The organism is Nostoc sp. (assembly GCF_036917535.1).
In the GTDB taxonomy this organism is placed as follows: Bacteria; Cyanobacteriota; Cyanobacteriia; order Cyanobacteriales; family Nostocaceae; genus Nostoc.
On record NZ_JBALDA010000110.1, the window covers coordinates 1 to 22,396 of the forward strand.

At 39.6% G+C, this 22,396-nt stretch carries 16 protein-coding genes; 11 read left to right on the forward strand and 5 right to left on the reverse strand.

Features of this window, described 5'->3' with window-relative positions; translation table 11 throughout:
- The 4 genes from V7K56_RS35740 to V7K56_RS35755 form a co-directional block, all read right to left on the reverse strand.
- Window positions 1-1,724, reverse strand: a 1,724-nt coding sequence (locus tag V7K56_RS35740; protein ID WP_334918711.1) for a hypothetical protein, incomplete at its 3' end; no start/stop codon positions are given.
- A gap of 12 nt (window positions 1,725-1,736) precedes the next feature.
- Window positions 1,737-2,540 (reverse strand): transcriptional regulator, encoded by an 804-nt coding sequence (locus tag V7K56_RS35745; protein ID WP_334918713.1) that lies wholly within the window; start codon window positions 2,538-2,540, stop codon window positions 1,737-1,739.
- Window positions 2,541-2,724: 184 nt separating this feature from the next.
- Window positions 2,725-5,175 carry a phenylalanine--tRNA ligase subunit beta gene (gene pheT / locus V7K56_RS35750; protein WP_334918715.1) on the reverse strand — a complete coding sequence of 817 codons (2,451 nt, stop codon included), beginning with the start codon at window positions 5,173-5,175 and terminating at the stop codon, window positions 2,725-2,727.
- Between the two features lie 279 nt (window positions 5,176-5,454).
- A complete protein-coding gene (locus V7K56_RS35755) occupies window positions 5,455-5,964 on the reverse strand; it encodes a hypothetical protein (RefSeq protein ID WP_334918717.1) in 510 nt (169 codons plus the stop codon).
- Between the two features lie 1,026 nt (window positions 5,965-6,990).
- Between V7K56_RS35755 and V7K56_RS35760 the strand changes: the two genes are divergently transcribed.
- The gene (locus tag V7K56_RS35760) at window positions 6,991-8,064 is read left to right on the forward strand and encodes a hypothetical protein (RefSeq protein ID WP_334918719.1); all 1,074 of its coding nucleotides are present in this window, start codon (window positions 6,991-6,993) and stop codon (window positions 8,062-8,064) included.
- A gap of 370 nt (window positions 8,065-8,434) precedes the next feature.
- Here V7K56_RS35760 and V7K56_RS35765 read toward each other — a convergent pair whose 3' ends face one another.
- Window positions 8,435-9,820 carry a response regulator gene (locus V7K56_RS35765; RefSeq protein ID WP_334918721.1) on the reverse strand — a complete coding sequence of 462 codons (1,386 nt, stop codon included), beginning with the start codon at window positions 9,818-9,820 and terminating at the stop codon, window positions 8,435-8,437.
- A 748-nt stretch (window positions 9,821-10,568) separates the two neighbouring features.
- Between V7K56_RS35765 and V7K56_RS35770 the strand changes: the two genes are divergently transcribed.
- The 10 genes from V7K56_RS35770 to V7K56_RS35815 all read left to right on the forward strand — a co-directional run bounded on the left by V7K56_RS35770 (window position 10,569) and on the right by V7K56_RS35815 (window position 22,288).
- A complete protein-coding gene (locus tag V7K56_RS35770; RefSeq protein ID WP_334918723.1) occupies window positions 10,569-11,243 on the forward strand; it encodes a vWA domain-containing protein in 675 nt (224 codons plus the stop codon).
- Window positions 11,244-11,293: 50 nt separating this feature from the next.
- Entirely contained in the window at window positions 11,294-12,076 is a 783-nt protein-coding gene (locus V7K56_RS35775) for a PP2C family serine/threonine-protein phosphatase (protein ID WP_334918725.1), read from the forward strand.
- A 57-nt stretch (window positions 12,077-12,133) separates the two neighbouring features.
- The gene (locus V7K56_RS35780) at window positions 12,134-14,302 is read left to right on the forward strand and encodes a tetratricopeptide repeat protein (protein ID WP_334918727.1); all 2,169 of its coding nucleotides are present in this window, start codon (window positions 12,134-12,136) and stop codon (window positions 14,300-14,302) included.
- A gap of 326 nt (window positions 14,303-14,628) precedes the next feature.
- Window positions 14,629-15,414: a glucose-1-phosphate cytidylyltransferase gene (rfbF, locus tag V7K56_RS35785; protein WP_334918729.1), complete on the forward strand. Its 786-nt coding sequence runs from the start codon at window positions 14,629-14,631 to the stop codon at window positions 15,412-15,414.
- A 104-nt stretch (window positions 15,415-15,518) separates the two neighbouring features.
- Window positions 15,519-16,733: an L-2-hydroxyglutarate oxidase gene (lhgO, locus tag V7K56_RS35790; protein WP_334918731.1), complete on the forward strand. Its 1,215-nt coding sequence runs from the start codon at window positions 15,519-15,521 to the stop codon at window positions 16,731-16,733.
- 666 nt (window positions 16,734-17,399) lie between these two features.
- Complete coding sequence (locus V7K56_RS35795; protein ID WP_334918733.1) at window positions 17,400-18,428, forward strand: NAD-dependent epimerase/dehydratase family protein; 1,029 nt, start codon at window positions 17,400-17,402, stop codon at window positions 18,426-18,428.
- Between the two features lie 100 nt (window positions 18,429-18,528).
- Window positions 18,529-19,482 carry a glycosyltransferase family 2 protein gene (locus V7K56_RS35800; RefSeq protein ID WP_334918735.1) on the forward strand — a complete coding sequence of 318 codons (954 nt, stop codon included), beginning with the start codon at window positions 18,529-18,531 and terminating at the stop codon, window positions 19,480-19,482.
- Between the two features lie 38 nt (window positions 19,483-19,520).
- Window positions 19,521-20,528, forward strand: a complete 1,008-nt coding sequence (locus tag V7K56_RS35805; protein WP_334918737.1) for a glycosyltransferase family 2 protein — start codon at window positions 19,521-19,523, stop codon at window positions 20,526-20,528.
- A gap of 50 nt (window positions 20,529-20,578) precedes the next feature.
- Entirely contained in the window at window positions 20,579-21,421 is an 843-nt protein-coding gene (locus V7K56_RS35810; RefSeq protein WP_334918739.1) for a phytanoyl-CoA dioxygenase, read from the forward strand.
- Window positions 21,422-21,442: 21 nt separating this feature from the next.
- On the forward strand, window positions 21,443-22,288 hold the full coding sequence (locus V7K56_RS35815; protein WP_334918741.1) for a phytanoyl-CoA dioxygenase: 846 nt from the start codon (window positions 21,443-21,445) through the stop codon (window positions 22,286-22,288).
- The last annotated feature ends 108 nt before the right edge of the window (window positions 22,289-22,396 follow it).

Genomic DNA, 22,396 nt, shown 5'->3' on the forward strand with positions numbered 1-22,396 from the left:
GTAGAGATTTCCTTTCCTGTCTCTAGATCCCACTGTTTGAGGGTGTTGTCTAATGAACCAGAAACGGCTGTTTTTCCATCTGGGGCGATCGCTACTGCACTTACACTGTCGTTATGACCAGTCAGGGTAGAGATTTCCTTTCCTGTCTCTAGATCCCACTGTTTGAGGGTGTTGTCTAATGAACCAGAAACGGCTGTTTTTCCATCTGGGGCGATCGCTACCGCTCTTACACTGTCGTTATGACCAGTCAGGGTAGAGATTTCCTTTCCTGTCTCTAGATTCCACTGTTTCAGGGTCTTGTCTAATGAACCAGAAACGGCTGTTTTTCCATCTGGGGCAATCGCTACTGCACTTACCCAAAAGTTATGACCAGTCAGGGTAGAGATTTCTTTTCCTGTCTCTAGATCCCACTGTTTGAGGGTGTTGTCATCAGAAGCAGAAACGGCTGTTTTTCCATCTGGGGCGATCGCTACTGCTCTTACATAGCTGTTATGACCAGTCAGGGTAGAGATTTCCTTTCCTGTCTCTAGATCCCACTGTTTGAGGGCATTGTCTAATGAAGCAGAAACGGCTGTTTTTCCATCTGGGGCGATCGCTACTGCACTTACATAGCTGTTATGACCAGTCAGGGTAGAGATTTCCTTTCCTGTTTCTAGATCCCACTGTTTGAGGGTATTGTCATCACAAGCAGAAACGGCGGTTTGTCCATCCGGGGCGATCGCTACTGCACTTACCCAGTCGTCATGACCAGTCAGGGTAGAGATTTCCTTTCCTGTTTCTAGATCCCACTGTTTGAGGGTATTGTCATCACAAGCAGAAACGGCTGTTTTTCCATCTGGGGCGATCACTACTGCTCTTACCCAGTCGTTATGACCAGTCAGGGTAGAGATTTCCTTTCCTGTTTCTAGATTCCACTGTTTGAGGGTCTTGTCTAATGAACCAGAAACGGCTGTTTTTCCATCTGGAGCGATCGCTACTGCACTTACACTGTCGTTATGACCAGTCAAGGTAGAGATTTCCTTTCCTGTCTCTAGATCCCACTGTTTTAGAGTCTTGTCTAATGAACCAGAAACAGCTGTTTTTCCATCTGGGGCGATCGCTACTGCACTTACACTGTCGTTATGACCAGTCAGGGTATAGATTTCCTTTCCTGTCTCTAGATTCCACTGTTTGAGGGTCTTGTCTAATGAACCAGAAACGGCTGTTTTTCCATCTGGAGCGATCGCTACTGCATTTACCCTGGAGTTATGACCAGTCAGGGTGCGTATTAGGTTTTCTCTTGCAGTGGTTAAGCTGGCTGTAATGGGGCGTAATCGAGGAATTTCACTTTTACTTTCTATTGCATCTGCCAAAATTTGCTGAATTTCTGGCTGGGAAAAACTCTGCAACCTTCCCCATAATTGTCCTACTAATTGGGTTTGATTTTCATTCAAAACATAAGCTGATAACCGTAGGGCATCTTGAATTAATTTGAGGATTTCGACTTTTTTCAGGTCTAGTTTCTCTTCTTCTAATATTTTTTGATCGTTAATTAAAGCATAATCTGTAATCAGGTCTTCTACTCCAATATGCTGAATTTTCAGAAAAATAAAATCAAAATTGGTCAACAATTGATAATATTCATCTGTTTTTTTATTATTCAGATACCGTTGAGGACGTTGCTGAAGATACCATTTTATATATTCGGCATCTTTTTTCTTTAATTCGATAGCAAGTTTACCCATATTCCTATATTTCTATTTCCAAATATTGAGCAGTTTTTTCCTGAACCTCTTTAAATTACCTTTTATTTTTGCTTCTATATAGCGTTGGTTGTTTTGTAAGAATTCCAAAAAACTGCGATGATAAATACTGTAGTAAGTTTTTTCTTTTCTTTCTTCTTTTACTTTTTCAGGTGTTACATACTCCAACCACTGAGCTAAAATATTTTCCATAGGAAGTATATCTTTATCAAGAATATCAGCAATCATATTTGATGATACTTTTCCACCTCTAGCAACCAAAATAAAGAGGATTTTTACATTAATGTCATTGTCATCATTTTCCATACCCATGCGCTGCCAATGAGTTATATAATATTCCTCAAGTCCTTGTGATAATCCTTTTAAACTCAAGTTATTATATTTACCAGTCGCGATCGCTGGTAAAACATAGCGCAAGTACATAAAATTATTTTGACTTTTTTCGGCTAATTTATCAATAAAATCTATCTGAGTAATCGCTGGATTTTGTCTTTGTATCCACTCTTTTAATTCAATAATTTCTTTCTGATTTTTCGCCTGGTTTGAATTTTTAATTAATTGTTGAATCCATTGTCTAATTTTATCTCTACTCATCTCCATAAATAAGTGCAGATACTCTTTTATATCTTTCTGAGATTTCTCGTCTTTTAAATTTAATTCTTCATAAGGAGTATTTACAAACAACCGTTTTTTGTTTTGAGTATAAGGTCGTCTAGTCAGCAAAAAATAGACTCCATCAGGAAGATTTTGTGGTAAATCTAAAAGATTACTATTTCCTTCTTGTTCTACTTCATCCAACGCATCAACAATAACTAATTTTTCTCCTCGCGGCTATACAGACAAAACCCACCTCCGTGGGTTTCAAATTTCTTGAGTTTGCGTAGTGCGTGAAGCGCGATAGGCGGCCTACCCTGCGGGTTCCCAGGTTCAACCTGGGAACTAGACCAAAAAACAGACGCAATTAATCGCGTCGTCTTTACTCCTAACTTCTCAGGTTTACGCCGAATTTTTCCACTAAGGCTTCACGGACTTTATTGTGTACTGGTTCGACTTCAGCCTCAGTAAGGGTGCGATCGCTAGCCCGATAAATTAAGCGGAATGCTAAACTCCGCTGTCCTGCGGGGACGTTTTCACCACGATATTCATCAAATAATTCCACCGATTCGAGCAAATCTTTACCCGCTTTGGTAATTACTTTTGCAATTTCGACAACTGAAATTTTCACGGGTGCGAAAAAGGCGATGTCGCGATCGCTCGCTGGATATGTAGAATAAGGCTGGAATGTGGAGACGAGAATTTCATCTTCTCCCAGAGAATCTAAAAGCACATTTAGATCCAACTGAAAGACATAAACGGAATCTGGTAAACCTTTTTCTCGTCGCAGTTGGGGATGGAGTTGCCCAAAAATCCCTAGTCTGTTACCCCGAATCCACAGGGAAGCAGTGCGTCCTGGATGTAAGCGATCATCGCGGCGATCGGGTTGAAATTCAATTTGCAAGCTAAGTTGCCGAAATACACTTTCTAAAATGCCTTTAGCTTCAAACCAGGTGATGGGTTGTTCGCGTCCACTTTTTGACCATTTGCCAACGGAAATATCCCCTCCCATAATTCCCGCCAGGGCTTCTGTTTCTTGCAAACCGTCTTCTTCTTGCCAGAAAATTTGCCCGATTTCAAAACCGTTGAGGGCACCATTACCCTGCTCTAAATTGTATTGAAAGGCATCAATTAACCCAGAGATTAAATCGGTTCGCAGCGCTGAATATTCGACAAATAAGGGATTGGACAGTACTATATTTCTGTCTTCTCCTGGTTTGACTAAAGAATAGTGGATTAATTCTGTCAATCCTTCAGCCCGCAGGAAAGATCGTAATTTGCGAATCACTTCCTCATCTAAAGGCAAATAGCCAGCTTCCGCTTTTTCTGGTAATGTATCGCAGAATTTGTTGTAGCCATAAAGACGGGCGATTTCTTCAATTAAATCAATTTCTCGCTCTAAGTCGCGGTAACGATAGGGTGGTACGGAAACTGACCATGTAGGTTGATGGGTGCTATCTTCTCCTGAAGCAGTCAACTGACACCCCAATGCAGTCAGGATACGCTCAACATCTTGTTTTTGCAGTTCGCCTGTATCTTCTCCTAAATCTATCGGCCCCAATATCTGATTAACTCGGTCTAAACGCAAGGCGATAGAACGACTCCAAGTAGATGGATCGGGGCGGGTGTCGGCAATTTCTTGCTGGACTATAATTCCACTCGCTAATTCGCTAATTAAGGATAAGGCGCGGCGATTGGCTATTTCCAACTCAGCCCAGTTAACTCCCCGTTCGTATCTGCCAGAAGCCTCACTTCTTAACCCAACACTCCGGGAAGAACGGCGAATTGCTACGGAATCAAATAAAGCTGCTTCTAAAACTAGGCTTTGAGTACCTTGATGGACTTCTGTTTCTTCCCCACCCATGACTCCCGCCAGGGCAACGGGTTTGTCGTTAGCGGTGATTAACAAATTTTGGGATGCTAGGGTGCGAGTTTGTCCATCCAGGGTTTTGAGGGATTCTCCATTATTGACGAAGCGAACGCCGATAGTTAAATTTTCGCTACCTGCAACAGATTTTAGGCGATCGCCATCAAAAGCGTGCAGTGGTTGTCCCCATTCCAATAAAACATAGTTAGTAATGTCCACCACATTACTAATGGGACGTACCCCAGCCGCCCGCAAACGCTGTTGCAGCCATTCGGGAGATGGAGCAATTTTGATCTGTTCAATTACCGTACCAATATATGCAGGACAAGCTTGAGTATCGGCAATTTTTAAAGCTAAATTTTCGGCTTTTTTGGGAATAGAGACTTCAGCAGGTTCAGGAATGCTCAACTTTCCACCAGTTAAAGCTGCTACTTCTCTGGCTACGCCTACCATACTTAGAGCATCAGCGCGATTGGCAGTTGCGGTGAGGTCTAAAATTATATCATCTAAACCTAACAACGGACGGACATCACTACCCAATGGTAAATTTTCCTGGGTAAAAATATGAATTCCGTCTATATCTGTGGGTAAACCGAGTTCCTTTAAAGAACAAATCATGCCCTGAGATGGGACGCCACGCAGTTTTGCAGGTTTGATTTTTAAATCAATCTTGGGTAAGTAAGTACCTGTGGTTGCCACTGGGACATAGATATCTGCCTTCACATTGGCAGCGCCACAGACAATATTTAAATTTTCACCTGTACCGATATCCACTTGGCAAACACTCAATTTATCGGCGTTGGGATGAGGTTGACGCTCAAGCACTTTGCCGATCACCACGCCATTTGCCCAAGTGCGGCGATCTTCAATCTCTTCAACCTCAAACCCTGCCATTGTCAGGGTTTCGGCTAATTCTTCTGGACTAAGTTTTATCTCTACTAGTTCGCGCAGCCAATTTAGAGAAATACGCATGGAGTGTGCTTGTTTTAGGAATCGTCTTTTGCTCTTATTTTAGGGTGCAAGAAGCGATCAATGGTTACTCGCCTTGCAAGGCTTACCCTTTCACTTGAACAATCCTACTACGTTAGACTGGCAATGTAAAAATAAGTAAATACTGAGAATGTATCTACGCAGGGAAGTAAGACATTATTTTTATTTGGTTTATTTTGACGTTAAACTAGATAACCCCGGATTTCTCGCTTGTGAAAAATCCGGGTGTTTTGTTTTTGAAAAAAGCGTGTCAAAGGTTAGTTATGTAGTTTCTACTTCTCTACTAACAACAATTTTAACAATGTAGTCTTGGAGTGCGATTGTCTGTCCGCTCTTTGGGTACGGGGAAACCTGTGTCAATCTCACCGAATATTTATCTAAAAATTGAATTGGTAAAGGATCACGACCTGGTATCAGGGTTAGCGTTAATGTTGAAACTTGCTTACCATTTTTTATGATGTCTAATCCAATAATAACTTGCCCTTGCCAAATACAAGTTACATTAGTTGGACACCGAGAATCCTGGATAACTTTTGAAAATTTGATTTCAAGATTTTCAGTAGGGAAGTAAGCTGCCTTTCCATATTTAAGATAAAATGGAGTATCTAAAGTAGTTCCAACGCTAGCCATCAATTGTTGATGATTACCTTGAGCAATTGATTGGACTTCGATTCTTGAAGGCTTGATATTTGATGAGATTCCATAGCTAGGAAGACAATTTACTCCACTAAGAAATGTTAAGATAACTGCTGCGCTTACTACACTTTTCATTTTTATACTCCATAGTCAAGAATTTTTATTATTAATTGAACCAGAAAGCAGGCTGATAAATTGTTCTGTTTTCTGCTAGAGTGAAGCTTCAAAACACAAAACGCAATTAGCTAATACGATGTGCGTAGGCGCAGCCCGTTGTAGACATCGCTTCTTGCATAACCATTGCGATTGAGAGCCGTTTGGCTTCTCACGCTTGAAGTAGAATATCATAAAACCAGCAATCTAAATACACAAGCTTTTTTCTGATTTCAAGAACTTCAACACAACAGCGCTTTTCTAAAGAATTTATTGCTTAATTTATCTTGAAAATTCACTCTAGTTTTACTTTCTAGCATTATTACTCCATAGTTAAGCAATTATTACATTATGTAAAAGGGACATTATTTTTTCTCTGTTCTCAACAAGCCCAGTTTTTTTGCGATGAGCAATGATCACGATTTGACAAGGCGTAGCCCATCGTAGACATGGCTTTGAGACTTGGAAAATAAATCAAATGAGAAATGCTGATTTTTTCGTTGGTTCTTAACATTGGTTGCGATTAAGAGTAATTTAGATGCGTTTGCTCTGGCGATCGCAGAACTTGAATCTTTAAAACTCGATAAAACCTCACAAGTAATATTTTCTCATTCAATAGACTACAAAAATCACACTTCACTCTTTTTTGTACGTTTAATTACATTGTAATATAGAACTCCAAAGAGGTAAATTTACCCTATTTGTGCCGAAAAATCACTGTAAAAACTGCCTCGAAAGCCTTCACCATAAGAATTACCGGACATTTTCTGAAATTTACCTCAACAATATCGAAAGAATAGACAATCCAATCTAAAAAATCGGCAATACAATCGAAATTTTGTTCATTTTAAATGTAAATCTGATTTTATATACTTTTACTAAATGTGGTGATTGTTGTTTTTATTAGTATTTTTTATTGAAAATGAAAGTAAAAAAATGCTTTCATTCATGTCGTTGATCTTTCTCTTGTAGAGGGATTTCAGTTTTAGTAATAGGAGTTTAATTCTAATGGCAACTTCTGGCAATAGCAATCAAACTACTGGGTCACAAAGTACTAGCAACAATTTAACTGGTAATGGCAATTTTTCTTTCAGTGATGGCAAATGGCAGTCTACCGATGGCAGCAGTCTAAATAGTGGCAGTAGCTTTGGTGGCGCTGCTAGTGGTAGTAATACTTTCGCTTCCTTCATCGGTGGTGGTAACTCATCCACAACCAGTGAAGATGGAAAGTACAAATATAATTACGAGCGACCACTTGATAAACGGGCTTTAACTGATACCAATAATCCGTTCAATCAACTCATCGGAATCGTTGGCGGTGATATTAGTGCGTTAGGTAGTGGTAGCAACCCCTTTGGTGGTGCTAATGCATCTGGTGGTAACCCATCTGGTGGCGGTAGCAACCTTCCTGGTAACCTACCATTTGGCAGCACTCCGCCTTCAAAGGAAAGTGGTAGCAACCTACCTGAAACTGGCAACGGTCAACCTGTACCTTATAAGAGCGACAACTGGATATCTGATATTCAAAAATTAGATGGTGCAAATGCTATCGGTAACAATGGCCAAGGTAACGGTAACTGGCTATATGGTAGTAACAACACAACCGACGGTAATGGTAACTGGAATTTTGGTAGCGGTAACACAACCAACGGTAACGGTAACTGGAATTACGGTGATGGCGGCAAAACCGAAGGTAATGGCAACTGGGGCTTTGGTAACGATAGCACAACCAACGGTAACGGTAACTGGAACTTAGGCAATAACAACGACATCCTTGGTAATGCCAATACACTACCTGGTAGTAAAAACGACATTCTTGGTAGTGGCAACACTGCCAATGTAACTAACAGCAATCTCTTGGGAAACCGGATTGAAGCCAGTGGTGATGACAAAACACTCATTGGTAATGAAGGCTGGAATTTCTCTGTTAATAGCGAACTGATATCGCTAGGTAGTACTAAGCCTAGCCAACATATAGGAACTGATGTCAGCAGTTTACTCAGCAGTTCTGACTTTATAACATCTGCTATGTCAAATCCAGGCTACAACAACCCAAATTATGATTTCTCTACCATAGCCTAAAAGTTTGTAGCAGACAGGAGCCAGTTTTGCATCGGTAAGCCTGTTTATTGTGGCAATGGCCCTTTTTGCCAACTTAAGTTGATTACATTTTAAATACAATACTTCTGGGTTAAGCTTTGCAGTTGACATTGCTCTCATTGAGCGGCGCAAGAATTAACCTTCTAGCACTTCAAGAATTTTAATCTGTTAGGACTTACGTAAACTCTATGATTCTTGGCGTTCTTCTCTAACGAGACGCTGCGCGTAGCTTGCTTCTCCGTGGGAGTAGGCGGTTCAATAAATTAAGCTTTTTAGCACTTTTTGCGTAAGTCCTATCTGTAATTAACCCAGAAGTATTACTCTCTGAAATGTAGTGAGTAAGGTGGTTAATTTAAGTCAAATGCATAAAGACTATTTTTAGTAATTCGGCGCGAGTAAACGGTTTAGTCAGATAGCCAGATGCCCCAACTAATTTAGCTTTTACTTTGTCTACAATTCCTTTATTCCCAGTGACAAAAATAATAGGAGTGTTTTGAAATAGTGAATTGTTTCGTATAATCCGGCACAACTCATAGCCATCGATTCCTAGCATGTTTAAATCCAACAAAATTAAATCTGGTTTGTGCCTTATAATTGACAAAACTGCTTTCACTGGATCGTTAATAGTCACTACAGAAAAATTTTCATTTTCTAAGAAATAACTAATTTCTTTGAGAATTGTGGGACTATCATCTACAGAAACGATTTTGTGGACTTTTTGTACCGTTACAGTAGCAGCCGTTACTCTTTGGGAAGTAGAATTTATGTTATCTGATATTGTTGGTTCCTGAAAGTTTTCTTTTAAAGGAGTAGAAATCTGTGATAATCGCTGAACAGGAACTATTTTCTCTTCAGGAATATTTTGGTAAGAATTGACAGTGGTATTTAGTTCTTCCTTGGTGTCAACTAACCCGGAAATCAATTTTGAGAAAAGCGGTCGCTCCTCAAAAATCTTTGGTAATTTATCAAATGGTGGATCGGGTTCATGGAGGATAATCGCACCCTTAAGGATGTAAGGGTATAAATTGCGAGCTAGTTGAATTTCATCTTGATTCAAAATTACAGCTAGATGACACAGACTAAAACCCTTCATCCAGTTAATTAAATCTGGCTGTAAATTTGGTAAATCTTGGTCATCAAACTTGCTGTTAATCAACAGATATGGACGTTGATATGGAGAAGAAATTTTCGGTACAAAAGCCTGCCAATTCTGTAATCTTATTTGGCAATATTCTAAAACTTTTTCTACACTTAGCCTGCAAATTTTTGGCATTCTATTGAGTGGTTCTGTTAATTCATAAGTACCTTCTTTGATGAGCAAAAATGATTCAATTACCTCTTTAACTAATTCTTGAACCAACACTGCTGCTTGTGTAGAATGTAGATGTTGTTGACTAACAAGCCAGGATATAGCCTGATACTCAGGAGAGTAGCTTCTCGAATTACTGTCATCTTTGATTAACTGACTGTGTGAGTCAGGTTCAAACATCAGCCGTACTTGAACGCGAACCTCATTAGTAAGGAGTGGAATTTGCTGGCTGAAGCGTCGCAAATGGCGTTCTAGTCGATCAAAGGGTTCCACAGAATGGGTAGCGTAAGTTATTTTGCCCTGTTCTAAGTAAATCGACCAAGAAACTGAGTTACTCAATACTTGTAAACAAGTACTGTCGGAACAATTGGATAATTGTCTTAACAAACTTAGAGGACGTAGTTTGGTGAATGTACCTGAGTTATTCATATTTTTCAAGTTTTTTGCGGAATCAACAACCGAACATTTGTAGATTGAAAATATGAGCTATAAAGTATTCTCTTCTGTGTAATATTTTTCTGTCCACAAATTATTTATTTGAAAATATGTACATATATTAAAAATTGTAAGCTTTTTAAGTTCTTTGTTACATTTAGCACATTTTACTTAATCTATCTCAAACAAAAAGTAGGTATGAATAAAGCTAAACATCTATCATAGCTAGATTATCAGTAGATGTTGGTTAATTCTGGATTTTACTAACTACTGACAACTCTTGAGTAAAGACCTTAAGAATAACGTTTATTTATACCCACTCACTTCAAGAGGCAAATTTGATTCCAAGTTCGCGCAGTTACACTGGTATAATTCTAGAGTTAACGAGCTTAAATTATGGTTAATTACTTTTCCTTAAAGAAACGATTCTTCTACATAAAATCTTTAAAAACTTATCTAGGAAAGTTTACGTATTTATTGTACTGTAGGTTTAATGGATATAACTTTTTGGTAGATACATTACAACAGGTAATGCTGGGTTTTGATAAACTCTTTTTTGCTAAACTAAGCTGTGCTCAAGTTCATCTTAAATATATAGAGAACTTTATGAAAATAATTTGTTTAATAAAGATTAGAGCATCTACCAATAGATACTATATTCTGTAGTCGCCTCGGCGATTGAAACTATATACTCTGAGCAAAGGGAAATAAAGCTTTGGACTTTAACATAACACAAAAAGTTATGCATGATACATTAAAACTTGATGAAGTAGTAGAATTTGCTGAGAACCCCGAACCACGTTGTCCTTGTGTACTTTTATTAGACACATCTGGATCGATGCAAGGAGAGCCGATTGAGGCTTTAAATCAAGGTTTACTAAGCTTAAAGGATGAATTAGTCAAAAATTCCTTAGCCGCTAGACGGGTGGAAGTGGCGATCGTCACTTTTGATAGTAATATCAATGTAGTACAAGACTTTGTGACTGCCGATCAATTCAATCCGCCTATTTTGACAGCGCAGGGCTTGACTACAATGGGTGCGGGAATTCATAAAGCTTTGGACATAATTCAAGAGCGGAAATCTCAGTATCGTGCCAACGGGATTGCTTACTATCGTCCTTGGGTATTTATGATTACCGATGGAGAACCACAAGGTGAGTTAGAGCAAGTGGTAGAGCAAGCATCCCATCGCCTACAGGGAGACGAGGCGAACAAGCGGGTAGCATTCTTTACAGTTGGAGTAGAAAATGCGAATATGACGCGTTTAAATCAAATAACTGTACGTACTCCCTTAAAGCTTAAAGGATTAAATTTTATCGAAATGTTTGTCTGGCTGTCAACTAGTATGTCAGCCGTTTCTCATTCACAAATAGAAGAACAGGTAGCACTACCGCCGATTGGTTGGGGGACTGTTTAATTAAAAATTGCAGCTTGATGTTTACACAGCTAGCTGCTAGAAAAAAATTTATGAACATATCAAAACAGATTGCTCAATGGCGGATTGTGGCTGCGTCTGTATGTGGTACAAGTCACTTAAAAAACAATCAATTATGTCAGGATGCTCATCACTGGCAGATATTGTCAGATAATGTTTTAGTGGCGGCCGCAGCAGATGGCGCGGGTTCTGCTAGCCTTGGGAAAGTGGGAGCGATGATTGCTGTGGAGACAGCAATAGAAAACATTTCTACCAAAGGGCTGACCCGAAAAAGTTTGACTGATGATACATTAGTGCGATCGCTCTTAAATGATGCCATATTTGCTGCTAAAAAAGCTGTGGAAGATGAGGCGGCTACTTGTGACAAACAGCCTCAAGATTTAGCAACTACCTTAATTATGCTGGTTGCTACACCAGAAGTTGTAGCTGTAGTTCAGATAGGTGATGGTTTGGCAGTGGCAAAAGATTGTATGGGCAACCTGCTGGCACTGACTATGCCTGACAGCGGTGAATACATTAACGAAACCAGTTTTTTAACTTCGCCTAATGCTTTAGACACAGCACAGATGAGATTATGGCGCACAGATATAGTAAACGTTGGTATTATCACCGACGGATTACAAATGCTGGCTTTGAACATGGTTGTTGGCGAACCTCACAAACCATTCTTTTTTCCGCTGTTTGAATTTGTCGCCAATACCGAGGATAAGACAGAAGCGAAGGAGCAATTGGTAAAATTTTTACGCTCAGAGCGGATTACGCAACGCACTGATGATGATTTAACACTCATTATAGCCGCATTCAACGACTCATGAGCAATCAATCTACAGGTTTCACATCTTACAATAACTCCCGTTAGCGGTAATTTCATTATGCAGGTACTACGTTGTTCCCCTAGAAAAGAAATCCTCAGCCTCAATGTCAGTTTGGGGCGTGGGGGTGAAGCTTGCGTTTATACAGTACCATCCGATGGCAATTTGGTGGCGAAAATTTACCACAAGCCAACCACTGCTCATGCTGATAAACTCCAAGCGATGCTTGCCAATCCGCCAGAAAACCCTACAGCTAGTTTAGGGCATATCTCTATCGCTTGGCCAGAGGATTTATTACGGGCGGCAGATGGCAAAAATATCATCCTAGGCTTTTTGATGCCACGTATTCAGGGGATGCGTCCAATTATCGACTTTTACAACCCCAGAACTCGTCGGCAACACTGCCCCCTATTCAACTATCAGTACCTGCTCCGCACGGCTCGTAACCTAGCGGCGGCTTTTGCAGCTTTGCATGCTAGTGGATATTGCATTGGTGATGTGAACGAGTCTAATATCCTCGTCAGTGATACAGCACTGGTAACTTTGATAGACACAGACTCTTTCCAAGTAACCGACCCAAACAGCAATGTTGTTTATCGCTGTCCAGTAGGTAAACCAGAGTTTACTCCACCAGAACTACAGAATAAAACTTTTGCCCAGCACGATCGCGAAATCTCTCACGATTTATTTGGGTTAGCGGTGCTAGTATTTCAACTCTTAATGGAAGGCACCCACCCATTTTCGGGGATTTTTCAAGGTGCGATTGAGCCACCACCTTACGAAGCACGCATTGCATCGGGTCATTTCACTTACAGCCAAAAGCGTTATGTACCCTACCTGCCGACACCCATTGCCCCCCCTTGGGAAATTCTCCATCCCAGCTTACAGGAACTATTTGTCCGTTGTTTTGAAGAGGGTCACAACAACCCACAGCTACGCCCCAGTGCCCAGACTTGGCTCTCAGCAATCGCTGAAGCCGAAGATTCCCTAATTACCTGCACGACAAATCCCCAGCATCGCTACAACAACCACATGCGTAGCTGTCCGTGGTGTGAACGTACCGTGCGATTAGGTGGACGCGACCCCTTTCCATCACACCGGGCTATAGAAGCTAGAGAACATCTCCAACCACGCATCAAACCGAAAAAACGTTATACTCAGACCCCGCATTTTCCCCAGCGAGCCATGTCACCGCAGCTAGCTAATTACTGGCAGCCAGTAATGACTCCTAGCGGTTCATATTATAAACGTTCCAAAAAGTCAAAGTTATACCCGATTATTTGTTGCTTGCTGGGTTTTGGTCTATTGGGATACGCAGATGTAATGATTAAATTTACTCAGCCGTTGGTTTCCCAAAATGCTCTCACCCAACAAGCAATCAAGTCTTCCCAGCCAAATAATAAACTTAGCTTCGCTGATTTTTATCAGCAAGGTTATATTGCTTATAAAGAGCGAGACTACGAGAAAGCAATTGTCAACTTTAGCCAAGCAATTGAACAAGAACCGACACATGCTAGAGCAATTGTAAATCGTGGTAATGCCCGTTATAACCTCAAAGACTACGAAGGAGCAGTTACAGATTATAGCCAAGCTCTGAAAATCAATCCCAATCAAATCAAAGCTCTGGTAAATCGGGGCAATGCCCGCTATATGCTCGCCGAATATAGCAACGATCCTGATAAAGAATATAATCTAGCGATCGCTGACTATAATCGAGCCATCGGCCTGGATAATAATGAAATTGAAGCTTATATCAGACGGGGAATTGTCCGCGCCCAAATGGCTAAATACAGTGGTGAATCTCAACAAGTTTACAAAAAAGCGATCGCAGATTTTACTCAAGCAATAAAACGTAATGTCTCCAAAGCAGAAGGTTACTTTCAGCGGGGTGTTGTCTATTATCAAATTGCTCAATATAGCAGCAATTATCAGCAAGAATATAATCAAGCGATCGCTGACTTTAACCAAGCATTAACTATAAGCCCGAAACTAGCAAAAGCATATCTCAAACGAGGTATGGTTCGCTATGAACTGGCACAATATGGCGGTAGTGAAGCTAACAAAAACCAGACAAAAGCTGTCGAAGATATACAGGCATCTGCCAAAATATTTCTTGAGCAAGATGACATGGATAATTATCAGCAAGCACTTAGCAATATGTGCGTAGTTGTAGAAAACAAATGTGACCCTTTATTCCAAGGTTCAAGTAATCTGGAAAAAACTAACTAGAAAAGAGTAAGCTTTGTTACTAGCATATTATTGGTTTTGATTGAAAAAATCAAGCCTGACTAGGGTTGGCGTCAGCTAATCCTAGTTATTTTATAGGTAATATTTTTACTTCATTGAGTAATTTATTTATGTATTTATAGATATTCATAGAGCTTTTATATAGAAAAGATTTTAATTTATCTTACCTTTATAATTTCATCGCAAATTACAGTTAGATTATTGACGGAGAAACAGAAATCAGAAATACATTTTCTCCCTTTAAGTGCATCCTCTTCATCTCGAAAAAGTCAAATAATCATATCCCTACAAATCTTCGAGGTAATTGCATGAAAGCGGTGATTTTGGCTGGAGGTCTTGGTACACGCCTCAGTGAAGAAACCAGTATTAGACCCAAGCCGATGGTTGAGATTGGTGGCAAGCCAATTCTCTGGCACATAATGAAAACATACTCTGCCCACGGCATTAATGACTTCATCATTTGTTGCGGTTATAAAGGTTACATCATTAAAGAGTATTTTGCTAACTACTTCTTACACATGTCAGATGTTACCTTTGACATGCGCTTTAACCAGATGAATGTGCATTCTGGTTATGCAGAACCCTGGCGTGTCACCTTAGTAAATACGGGTGATAATACAATGACAGGCGGACGCTTAAAGCGAATCAGTGAACATCTTGGTAACGAGACTTTTTGCTTTACTTATGGTGATGGTGTCAGTAATATTAATATTACTGAACTAATTAAGTTTCACAAAGAACAAAATAGCTTAGGAACACTTACCGCTGTTCAACCAGCCGGACGTTTTGGTGCTATTTCTTTAGGATATGAGCAAACCAAAATCACCAGCTTTCGAGAAAAACCGGAAGGTGATGGAGCTTGGATTAATGGTGGTTATTTTGTGTTAGAACCAGAAGTAATCAACTTAATTGCTGATGACTCTACGGTATGGGAGCAAGAGCCATTAGAAAAGCTAGCTGATATGGAACAGCTATCTGCTTTTAAACATCATGGTTTTTGGCAACCGATGGATACTTTACGTGATAAAAACTATCTCGAAGGGCTGTGGAAAAACAATCAGGCTCCTTGGAAGGTATGGCAAGAGAAAAGTTAGGAGTAGAGACGCGATTAACCCTTGTCTGTACAGGAGTTAGGAGTCAGAAATTAAATGACAAATAACTTTATGGATTTACTGTAATTTGAAGTGCGATAATACTAATGTATGATTTTGCGATTATAGGTGGGGGAATAGTTGGACTCTCGACAGCGTTGGCTTTAGGAAAACGCTATCCTAATGCCCGGATTTTAGTACTAGAAAAAGAGAGCCAATGGGCATTTCACCAAACTGGCAATAATAGCGGAGTAATTCATTCTGGTATTTACTACAAGCCAGGGAGTTTCAAAGCTAAATTTTGTCGTAATGGTTCTCGTTCAATGGTAGAATTCTGCCAAGAGCATGGAATTGACCATGAAGTTTGTGGTAAAGTAATTGTTGCAACTGAAAAACAAGAACTACCACGCTTAGAAAATCTCTACCAACGCGGCTTAGACAATGGCATAGAAGTCCAGAGAATTAGCCCCGAAGAAGTCAAGGAAATTGAACCTCACGTCAGATGTGTAGGTGGAATTCGGGTATCCTCAACTGGTATTGTTAATTACAAGCAAGTTTGTTTGAAATATGCCCAGCTAATTCAACAGCAGGGTGGAGATTTACACCTCTATACAAAAGTCCTAAAAATCTCTCCAAGTGGTAAAAATCAGGTACTGCAAACAAACAAAGGTAACTTTGAAACCCGCTTTGTAATTAATTGTACTGGATTGCATAGTGATCGCATCGCCAAACTAGGTCAAGTTGAACCCCAAGCCAAAATTGTCCCATTCCGAGGAGAATACTACGAACTCACTCCAGAAAAACGCTATTTAGTCAAAACACTAATCTACCCAGTTCCCAATCCAGATTTCCCCTTTTTGGGTGTCCACTTTACCCGGATGATTGATGGTAGTGTCCATGCAGGGCCAAACGCGGTTCTATCACTCAAACGCGAAGGTTACAAAAAAACCGACTTTGACTTACGAGATTTTCTGGAAGTCCTCACCTATCCCGGTTTCTGGAAGTTAGCAGCTAAACACGCTGATGATGGCATCCAAGAAATCATTCGTTCTTTTAGCAAAGCAGCCTTCACCAGAAGTTTACAAAAACTAATTCCCGAAGTGCAAACAGAAGACTTAGTTCCCACCCATGCAGGAGTCCGCGCTCAAGCCTTGATGAACGATGGCAAGCTTGTAGACGACTTTTTGATTGTTTCTGGTCAAAACTCCATTCATGTTTGCAATGCTCCTTCTCCTGCTGCCACATCTTCTCTAGAAATCGGCAAAGCGCTTGTGGCAGAAATTCCCCAACTTTCGCATCTAGAGAGTGTAGTAATTGCATAGATAGCATCGTTGTTATTTCCGGGACTGCTGAATTAAGGGATGAATCTTGTATAGTGGGCATCTTTGTCTGCCTGAAAATACAAGGGACAGGTAAGACACCCATCCCACAAAATAAAAGGGCGTTGCAGAACAGGGGGATGAATTTAGGCAGGCTCTTGAGGCAGGGGGTGCAGGGGAAGCAGGGGGAGAAATTTTCTAACTTGCTAAATCATCCCTCAATTTAGCAACGCCGAAAAAAGTGTCATGCATCAATTAAGAACCGCTATAGAGTGCTACTACCCAATAAGTAAGCCTGCAAAGGTTTTAGTAACTACATAATGACTGTTAGCCAAGTCATATATAGCGCTTTTCGGTTAAGTCAAATACAGACCTAACCCCTAACCCATTCCCTAGAAGGGAAAGGCAGTAAGATTCAAAGCCTCTCTGCTTTTAAGAGAGAGGTCAAGTTATTGCATACAAACGAAAAATATAGCGGTTCCCTTCCAGATGCAACACACTCTAGTACAACACGGCGGAAATAAACATACTATTTCAAATGGCGCAAAAGCCCGGAATACAATTATGCGTGACTTTTGACTTCCGCCTTGCGGTACTAGGGCGTACATCTATGCGTCCAGCTAAACGAAGAATTTAACTTCTCAACACAATACAAAGGAATTAACCACAATGAAAATATTAGTAACAGGAACAGAAGGTTATCTAGGTTCATTATTACCGCCTCTGTTAATCGAGCGAGGACATGAGGTTATTGGTCTAGATACTGGTTTCTATAAAGTTGGTTGGCTGTACAACTCTAGTGGAGTGACACCCAAAACCCTTAATAAAGATATCCGCAACATCACACCTGATGATTTAGAAGGTATTGAAGCCATAGTTCACATGGCGGAACTCTCCAACGACCCAGCCGGACAATTGGCACCCAATATTACCTATGAAATTAATCATGTAGGTTCAGTTCGTCTGGCTAGTCTGGCTAAGGCTATGAATGTACGTCGCTTTGTATATATGTCTTCGTGTAGCGTCTACGGTGTTGCTACTACAGGTGATGTCACAGAAAAATCCGCAGTTAATCCCCAAACAGCCTACGCAGAATGTAAAACTCTTGTAGAAAGAGATGTCGCACCACTCGCTGACGATGACTTCTCTCCCACCTTTATGCGAAATGCAACAGCCTTTGGTGCTTCTCCCAGAATGCGCTTTGATATTGTTTTAAACAACTTAGCAGGGTTGGCATGGACAAGCAAAGAAATCAAAATGATTAGTGATGGCACACCTTGGCGGCCATTAGTCCACGCATTGGATATTTGCAAAGCAATAGTTTGCACCTTAGAAGCACCACGAGACATTGTACATAACCAAATCTTCAACGTGGGAGATACAGCGAATAATTATCGCGTTAAAGAAATCGCGGAAATTATTGCTGATGTTTTCCCAGATTGTAAATTATCCTTTGGTGATAACGGCGCAGATAACCGCAGCTATCGCGTATCTTTCGAGAAAATTAACACAATCCTACCCGGATTTAAATGTGATTGGAATGCCCGACTTGGTGCCCAGCAGTTATTTGATTTATTCAGTCAAATACACATGGCTGAAGATACGTTCTTGTTTAGAGGATTTACTCGCTTAAAACAGCTAGAGTATCTAATTCGGACAGAGCAGATTGACAAAGATTTTTTCTGGAATAAAAAATAGCTAAAGTTGCCTAGTAGCAATCAAAAATAATCTAAGCATCCGAATCAAATAGTATTGATTCGGGCTTACTTCATCCATAAAAATATTTGTAAATTGTTATATGAATAAACTACTGACTATCGCAATTCCTACATTCAATCGTGCTCATATTTTAGATAAACAACTTACTTGGTTAGCCAAGTCTATTAAAGGATTTGAGTCTGACTGTGAAATCTTTATTTCTGATAATTGTTCTACAGATAATACCCAAGAAGTTATTAAAAAGTGGCAGCTAAGTCTTAGCAATGTCACATTTACCTCAAACAAGAATAGTGAAAATATTGGGGTCATGGGTAATATTGCTTATTGCTTAAAAGCCCCAAATAGTAGATATATTTGGACAATTGGCGATGACGACCCAATTCAAGAGAGAACCCTAGATTATGTGTTAACGACACTAAAAAAACATTCAGATTTAGGACTAATGCTTTTAAACTTCTCTGGTCGTCAAAAACAAACAGGTCAACTTGTTGTCGAACGCTGGTTGAATAGTGATAGCGACGAATTAAAAGTTGATGGTAAAGCTATATTTCAAAGTTACCTGAATGAAAACTTTGGTGGTGTACTTTTTATATCAGCAGCAATTTATCGTACAAATTTAGTACAACGCGCTTTACAAAAATGGCCATCTGCTACTAATAATTGGGCGTCTCAAGCATATTGGACTGCATTTTGCGCTGCTCATGGAAGTGTCATCGTCACTGAAGACACTTATTTAGAATGTACTATGGGCGCTAGTTTTTTGGATCTTGATCCAACATGGAACTTTAGAATGCGATATGCATACATACCTGAAGTTTATATCAAACTACTACAGGTAGGATATCCTCATAAATTTTGTCAGGAAATGATTTGGCAGAATTTCCATCAAAAAACTGACTTGAAAATCCTATTAGGTGCTTTAAAACGTTGGCCTTTCTTGACAATCAAGATATTTATTCCTTACCTACGTTTGTTAACTATATCAGCTTGGGCAATTCTTTTTCCACCTAAACAGCTAGAGACTAGCCTGTAACCATTAATATATCAATTTCTTAACTACTATTTATTACCATGCAGAAATTACTGACCATTGCTATACCGACTTATAATCGTGCCGAATTGCTGGAGAAACAGTTAGCATGGCTGGCTCAAGCTATCAAAGGTTTTGAAGATGATTGTGAAATTTTAGTTTCTGATAATTGTTCAACAGACAATACTCAGGATGTGATTAAAAAATGGCAAATAATACTTAGTAGTATCCCATTTAAATCAAATAAAAATCCTCAGAATTTAGGTGTTGTCAAAAATATTATGTATTGCCTGAATTCGACGGCAACAAAATATGTTTGGACAATTGGTGACGATGACCCAATTCAAGATAGAGCCATTGCTTATGTGATTAGCAAACTTAAGCAATATGAAGATTTATCTTTATTGTTTCTCAACTTTTCCGGTCGAAACCAAATTACTGGTGAACCAGTTCATCCACCAACAATTCTTGGTAATCGCTGGTTTGATATAAATAGTGAAGATGGTGATGGTGATGGTAAAGCTATATTTGAGCATTGTTTCTCAAAAAGTGTCGGTGCAGTTATTTTTCTGACTGCTACAATCTACCGTACTGATTTAGTGAAATGCGCTCTACAAAATTGGCAAGATGCTGAGAATAATTGGATATCTTTAGCATATTTAGCCGGATATTGTGCTTCTAATGGTCGTGTAATTGTCACGAAAGAAACTTATTTGGAATGTGTTGTGGGTGTGAGTTATTGGCAGAAAGAACCAAAATCTGCACTGTTAATGCAATACAAACACATACCTGAAGTAATTTTGAAATTGGAGCAGAGTGGATATTCTAAGCAGTTTTGTCGACGGATGCTTTTGCAAAACGGTAAAGAAGTCAACTTGAAAGTTTTCTTAGGTGCTTTAAGAAGATGGCCTATGTCTGCCATTAAGACAGTAGTCCCATTTTTAGCTTTAGTCAGTTTATGTGCTTTTGATGTGATGGTTTCTAAAGATTTTAGTTTAGCAGAATCAAGTGAAATACCTACTCAAGAAATACAAAGCTATAAGCCATAAGCTACTAATTTACCGAACAATTGAGATTAAAACTAGAAAGTATTTCTTACATGTTTAGTGTAATTAAACGCAAAATATCTACGCTATCTTTTGACTTGCAATATTATGTAGCTCGTTGGAAGCATAGCAGAAATCTGCCAGCATTGGAAGGGCGCGATCGCCATATCCTAAAGGTTCTCAAAAAAGAGGGTGTTTGTGTCACAACACTAGCAGATTTAGGCTTCAACTCTAGCGCTGAACTGCTCAAAGCTGCTTACCAACAATTGTCTCAGATGGAAAATCCTAAAAACAACCATCTAGATGAAAAGTTACCACAAATTTACACAGTTACAGGTTTACCAGAATTTTATACCTGGGCAATGGAGAAAAGACTTCTCAATCTCATCGAAAACTATATTGGTCTTCCGATTGCTTTTCATGGTGTACATTTACGTAAAGATTTCCCTAGCAAACATCAGTTTGGCACACTACTATGGCATAGCGATTCTGAAGACCGCCGCATTTTCAAAATCTTTATTTACTTGAATGATGTCGAAGAAAAAACTGGGCCTTTTGAATATATTCCTCGCTCTTTAACTTCCTTATTGAGTTGGAATTATTTTCGGCTTTACTACAAACTTTGGAAGTCAGGTTATAGGGGGATTGATGATGATGAAGTGAAAACAGTTATCCCCAAGTCAGCTTGGAAATCCTGTCTAGGCCCAGCAGGTACTGTCTTGATTGTAGATACGAAAAATACTTTGCATCACGGCATAGTCCGCACAGAAGAACGCTCAACACTATTCTTTTGTTACACTGCCAACCCTCCTGAAAGACCAGAACTCTGCACCCAATACTGGGATGATACTTACCCCAGAGCAGAGTTAAGGCAACAAATAGAAAATGGCCGATAGTCTATTAAAGGTAGTTATGCCATGCTGCTCAAGATTAAACGCAAAATATTTTCACTAGGCTCTGAGTTAGTTTACAGATTAGCACTTTTAAAACATGCTGCTAATTTGCCTGCACTAGAAGAAGGCGATCGCCAAATTCTTGATAATCTTAAATGTGATGGTATTCATATCACCACACTTACTGAGTTGGGATTCGATTCAACATCAGAATTGCTTAAGGCAGCTTATAGTTATTCGTCCCAAATGGCATCTATCAATAATGACGATTCAAATGAAAAGTTTCCCCAAATTTACACAGTTACATATTTACCTGAATTTGCAACTTGGGGAAGCGAAAAAAGGCTTCTAAACATCATTGAAAACTACATTGGTCTACCGCTCATTTTTCATGGTGTACATCTCCGCAAGGATTTTCCTAATAAAAATCAGTTTGCTACACAACTATGGCATAAAGATGCAGAAGACCGCCGCATGATCAAAATCATTATTTACTTAAATGATGTGGAACAAAAGCATGGTCCCTTTGAATATATCCCAGCCTCTTTAACCTCTTTGTTGAGATTAAACTATTACCGTACTTACTATAAGCTTTGGCAATCTGGTCATTTAGGCATCACAGATGAAGAACTAAATGAAATTATCCCGAAACAGGCTTGGAAATGTTGTACAGGATCGGTAGGAACAGTCATTATTGTAGATCCCAAAAAAGTCATACATCACGGGACATTACGCACAGAAAATAGGTTAACTTTATTCTCTTGCTACACTTCTACTTCTCCCGATCGTCCAGAAGTTTGTACTCAATATAGAGACAATACTTTTCCCCAACCAAAGTTAGCGCCATATAGTTCAGTCCAAACAAGCTAATTGTTAATCTAAAAACCTGATCAAGACTCTTTTTGATCAGGTTTGTAAAAAGTTAAGTTTTCAAACTTGCCAAGTTTTGTTGTCGTCAATATTTCTCTTAAGGTTATT

What these genes read in the sequence shown, in the direction of transcription:
- pheT (WP_334918715.1), bottom strand. Translation starts at nt 5,175, where the DNA reads ATGCGTATTTCTCTAAATTGGCTGCGCGAACTAGTAGAGATAAAACTT.
- V7K56_RS35755 (WP_334918717.1), bottom strand. Translation starts at nt 5,964, where the DNA reads ATGAAAAGTGTAGTAAGCGCAGCAGTTATCTTAACATTTCTTAGTGGA.
- V7K56_RS35760 (WP_334918719.1), top strand. Translation starts at nt 6,991, where the DNA reads ATGGCAACTTCTGGCAATAGCAATCAAACTACTGGGTCACAAAGTACT.
- V7K56_RS35765 (WP_334918721.1), bottom strand. Translation starts at nt 9,820, where the DNA reads ATGAATAACTCAGGTACATTCACCAAACTACGTCCTCTAAGTTTGTTA.
- V7K56_RS35770 (WP_334918723.1), top strand. Translation starts at nt 10,569, where the DNA reads ATGCATGATACATTAAAACTTGATGAAGTAGTAGAATTTGCTGAGAAC.
- V7K56_RS35775 (WP_334918725.1), top strand. Translation starts at nt 11,294, where the DNA reads ATGAACATATCAAAACAGATTGCTCAATGGCGGATTGTGGCTGCGTCT.
- V7K56_RS35780 (WP_334918727.1), top strand. Translation starts at nt 12,134, where the DNA reads ATGCAGGTACTACGTTGTTCCCCTAGAAAAGAAATCCTCAGCCTCAAT.
- rfbF (WP_334918729.1), top strand. Translation starts at nt 14,629, where the DNA reads ATGAAAGCGGTGATTTTGGCTGGAGGTCTTGGTACACGCCTCAGTGAA.
- lhgO (WP_334918731.1), top strand. Translation starts at nt 15,519, where the DNA reads ATGTATGATTTTGCGATTATAGGTGGGGGAATAGTTGGACTCTCGACA.
- V7K56_RS35795 (WP_334918733.1), top strand. Translation starts at nt 17,400, where the DNA reads ATGAAAATATTAGTAACAGGAACAGAAGGTTATCTAGGTTCATTATTA.
- V7K56_RS35800 (WP_334918735.1), top strand. Translation starts at nt 18,529, where the DNA reads ATGAATAAACTACTGACTATCGCAATTCCTACATTCAATCGTGCTCAT.
- V7K56_RS35805 (WP_334918737.1), top strand. Translation starts at nt 19,521, where the DNA reads ATGCAGAAATTACTGACCATTGCTATACCGACTTATAATCGTGCCGAA.
- V7K56_RS35810 (WP_334918739.1), top strand. Translation starts at nt 20,579, where the DNA reads ATGTTTAGTGTAATTAAACGCAAAATATCTACGCTATCTTTTGACTTG.
- V7K56_RS35815 (WP_334918741.1), top strand. Translation starts at nt 21,443, where the DNA reads ATGCTGCTCAAGATTAAACGCAAAATATTTTCACTAGGCTCTGAGTTA.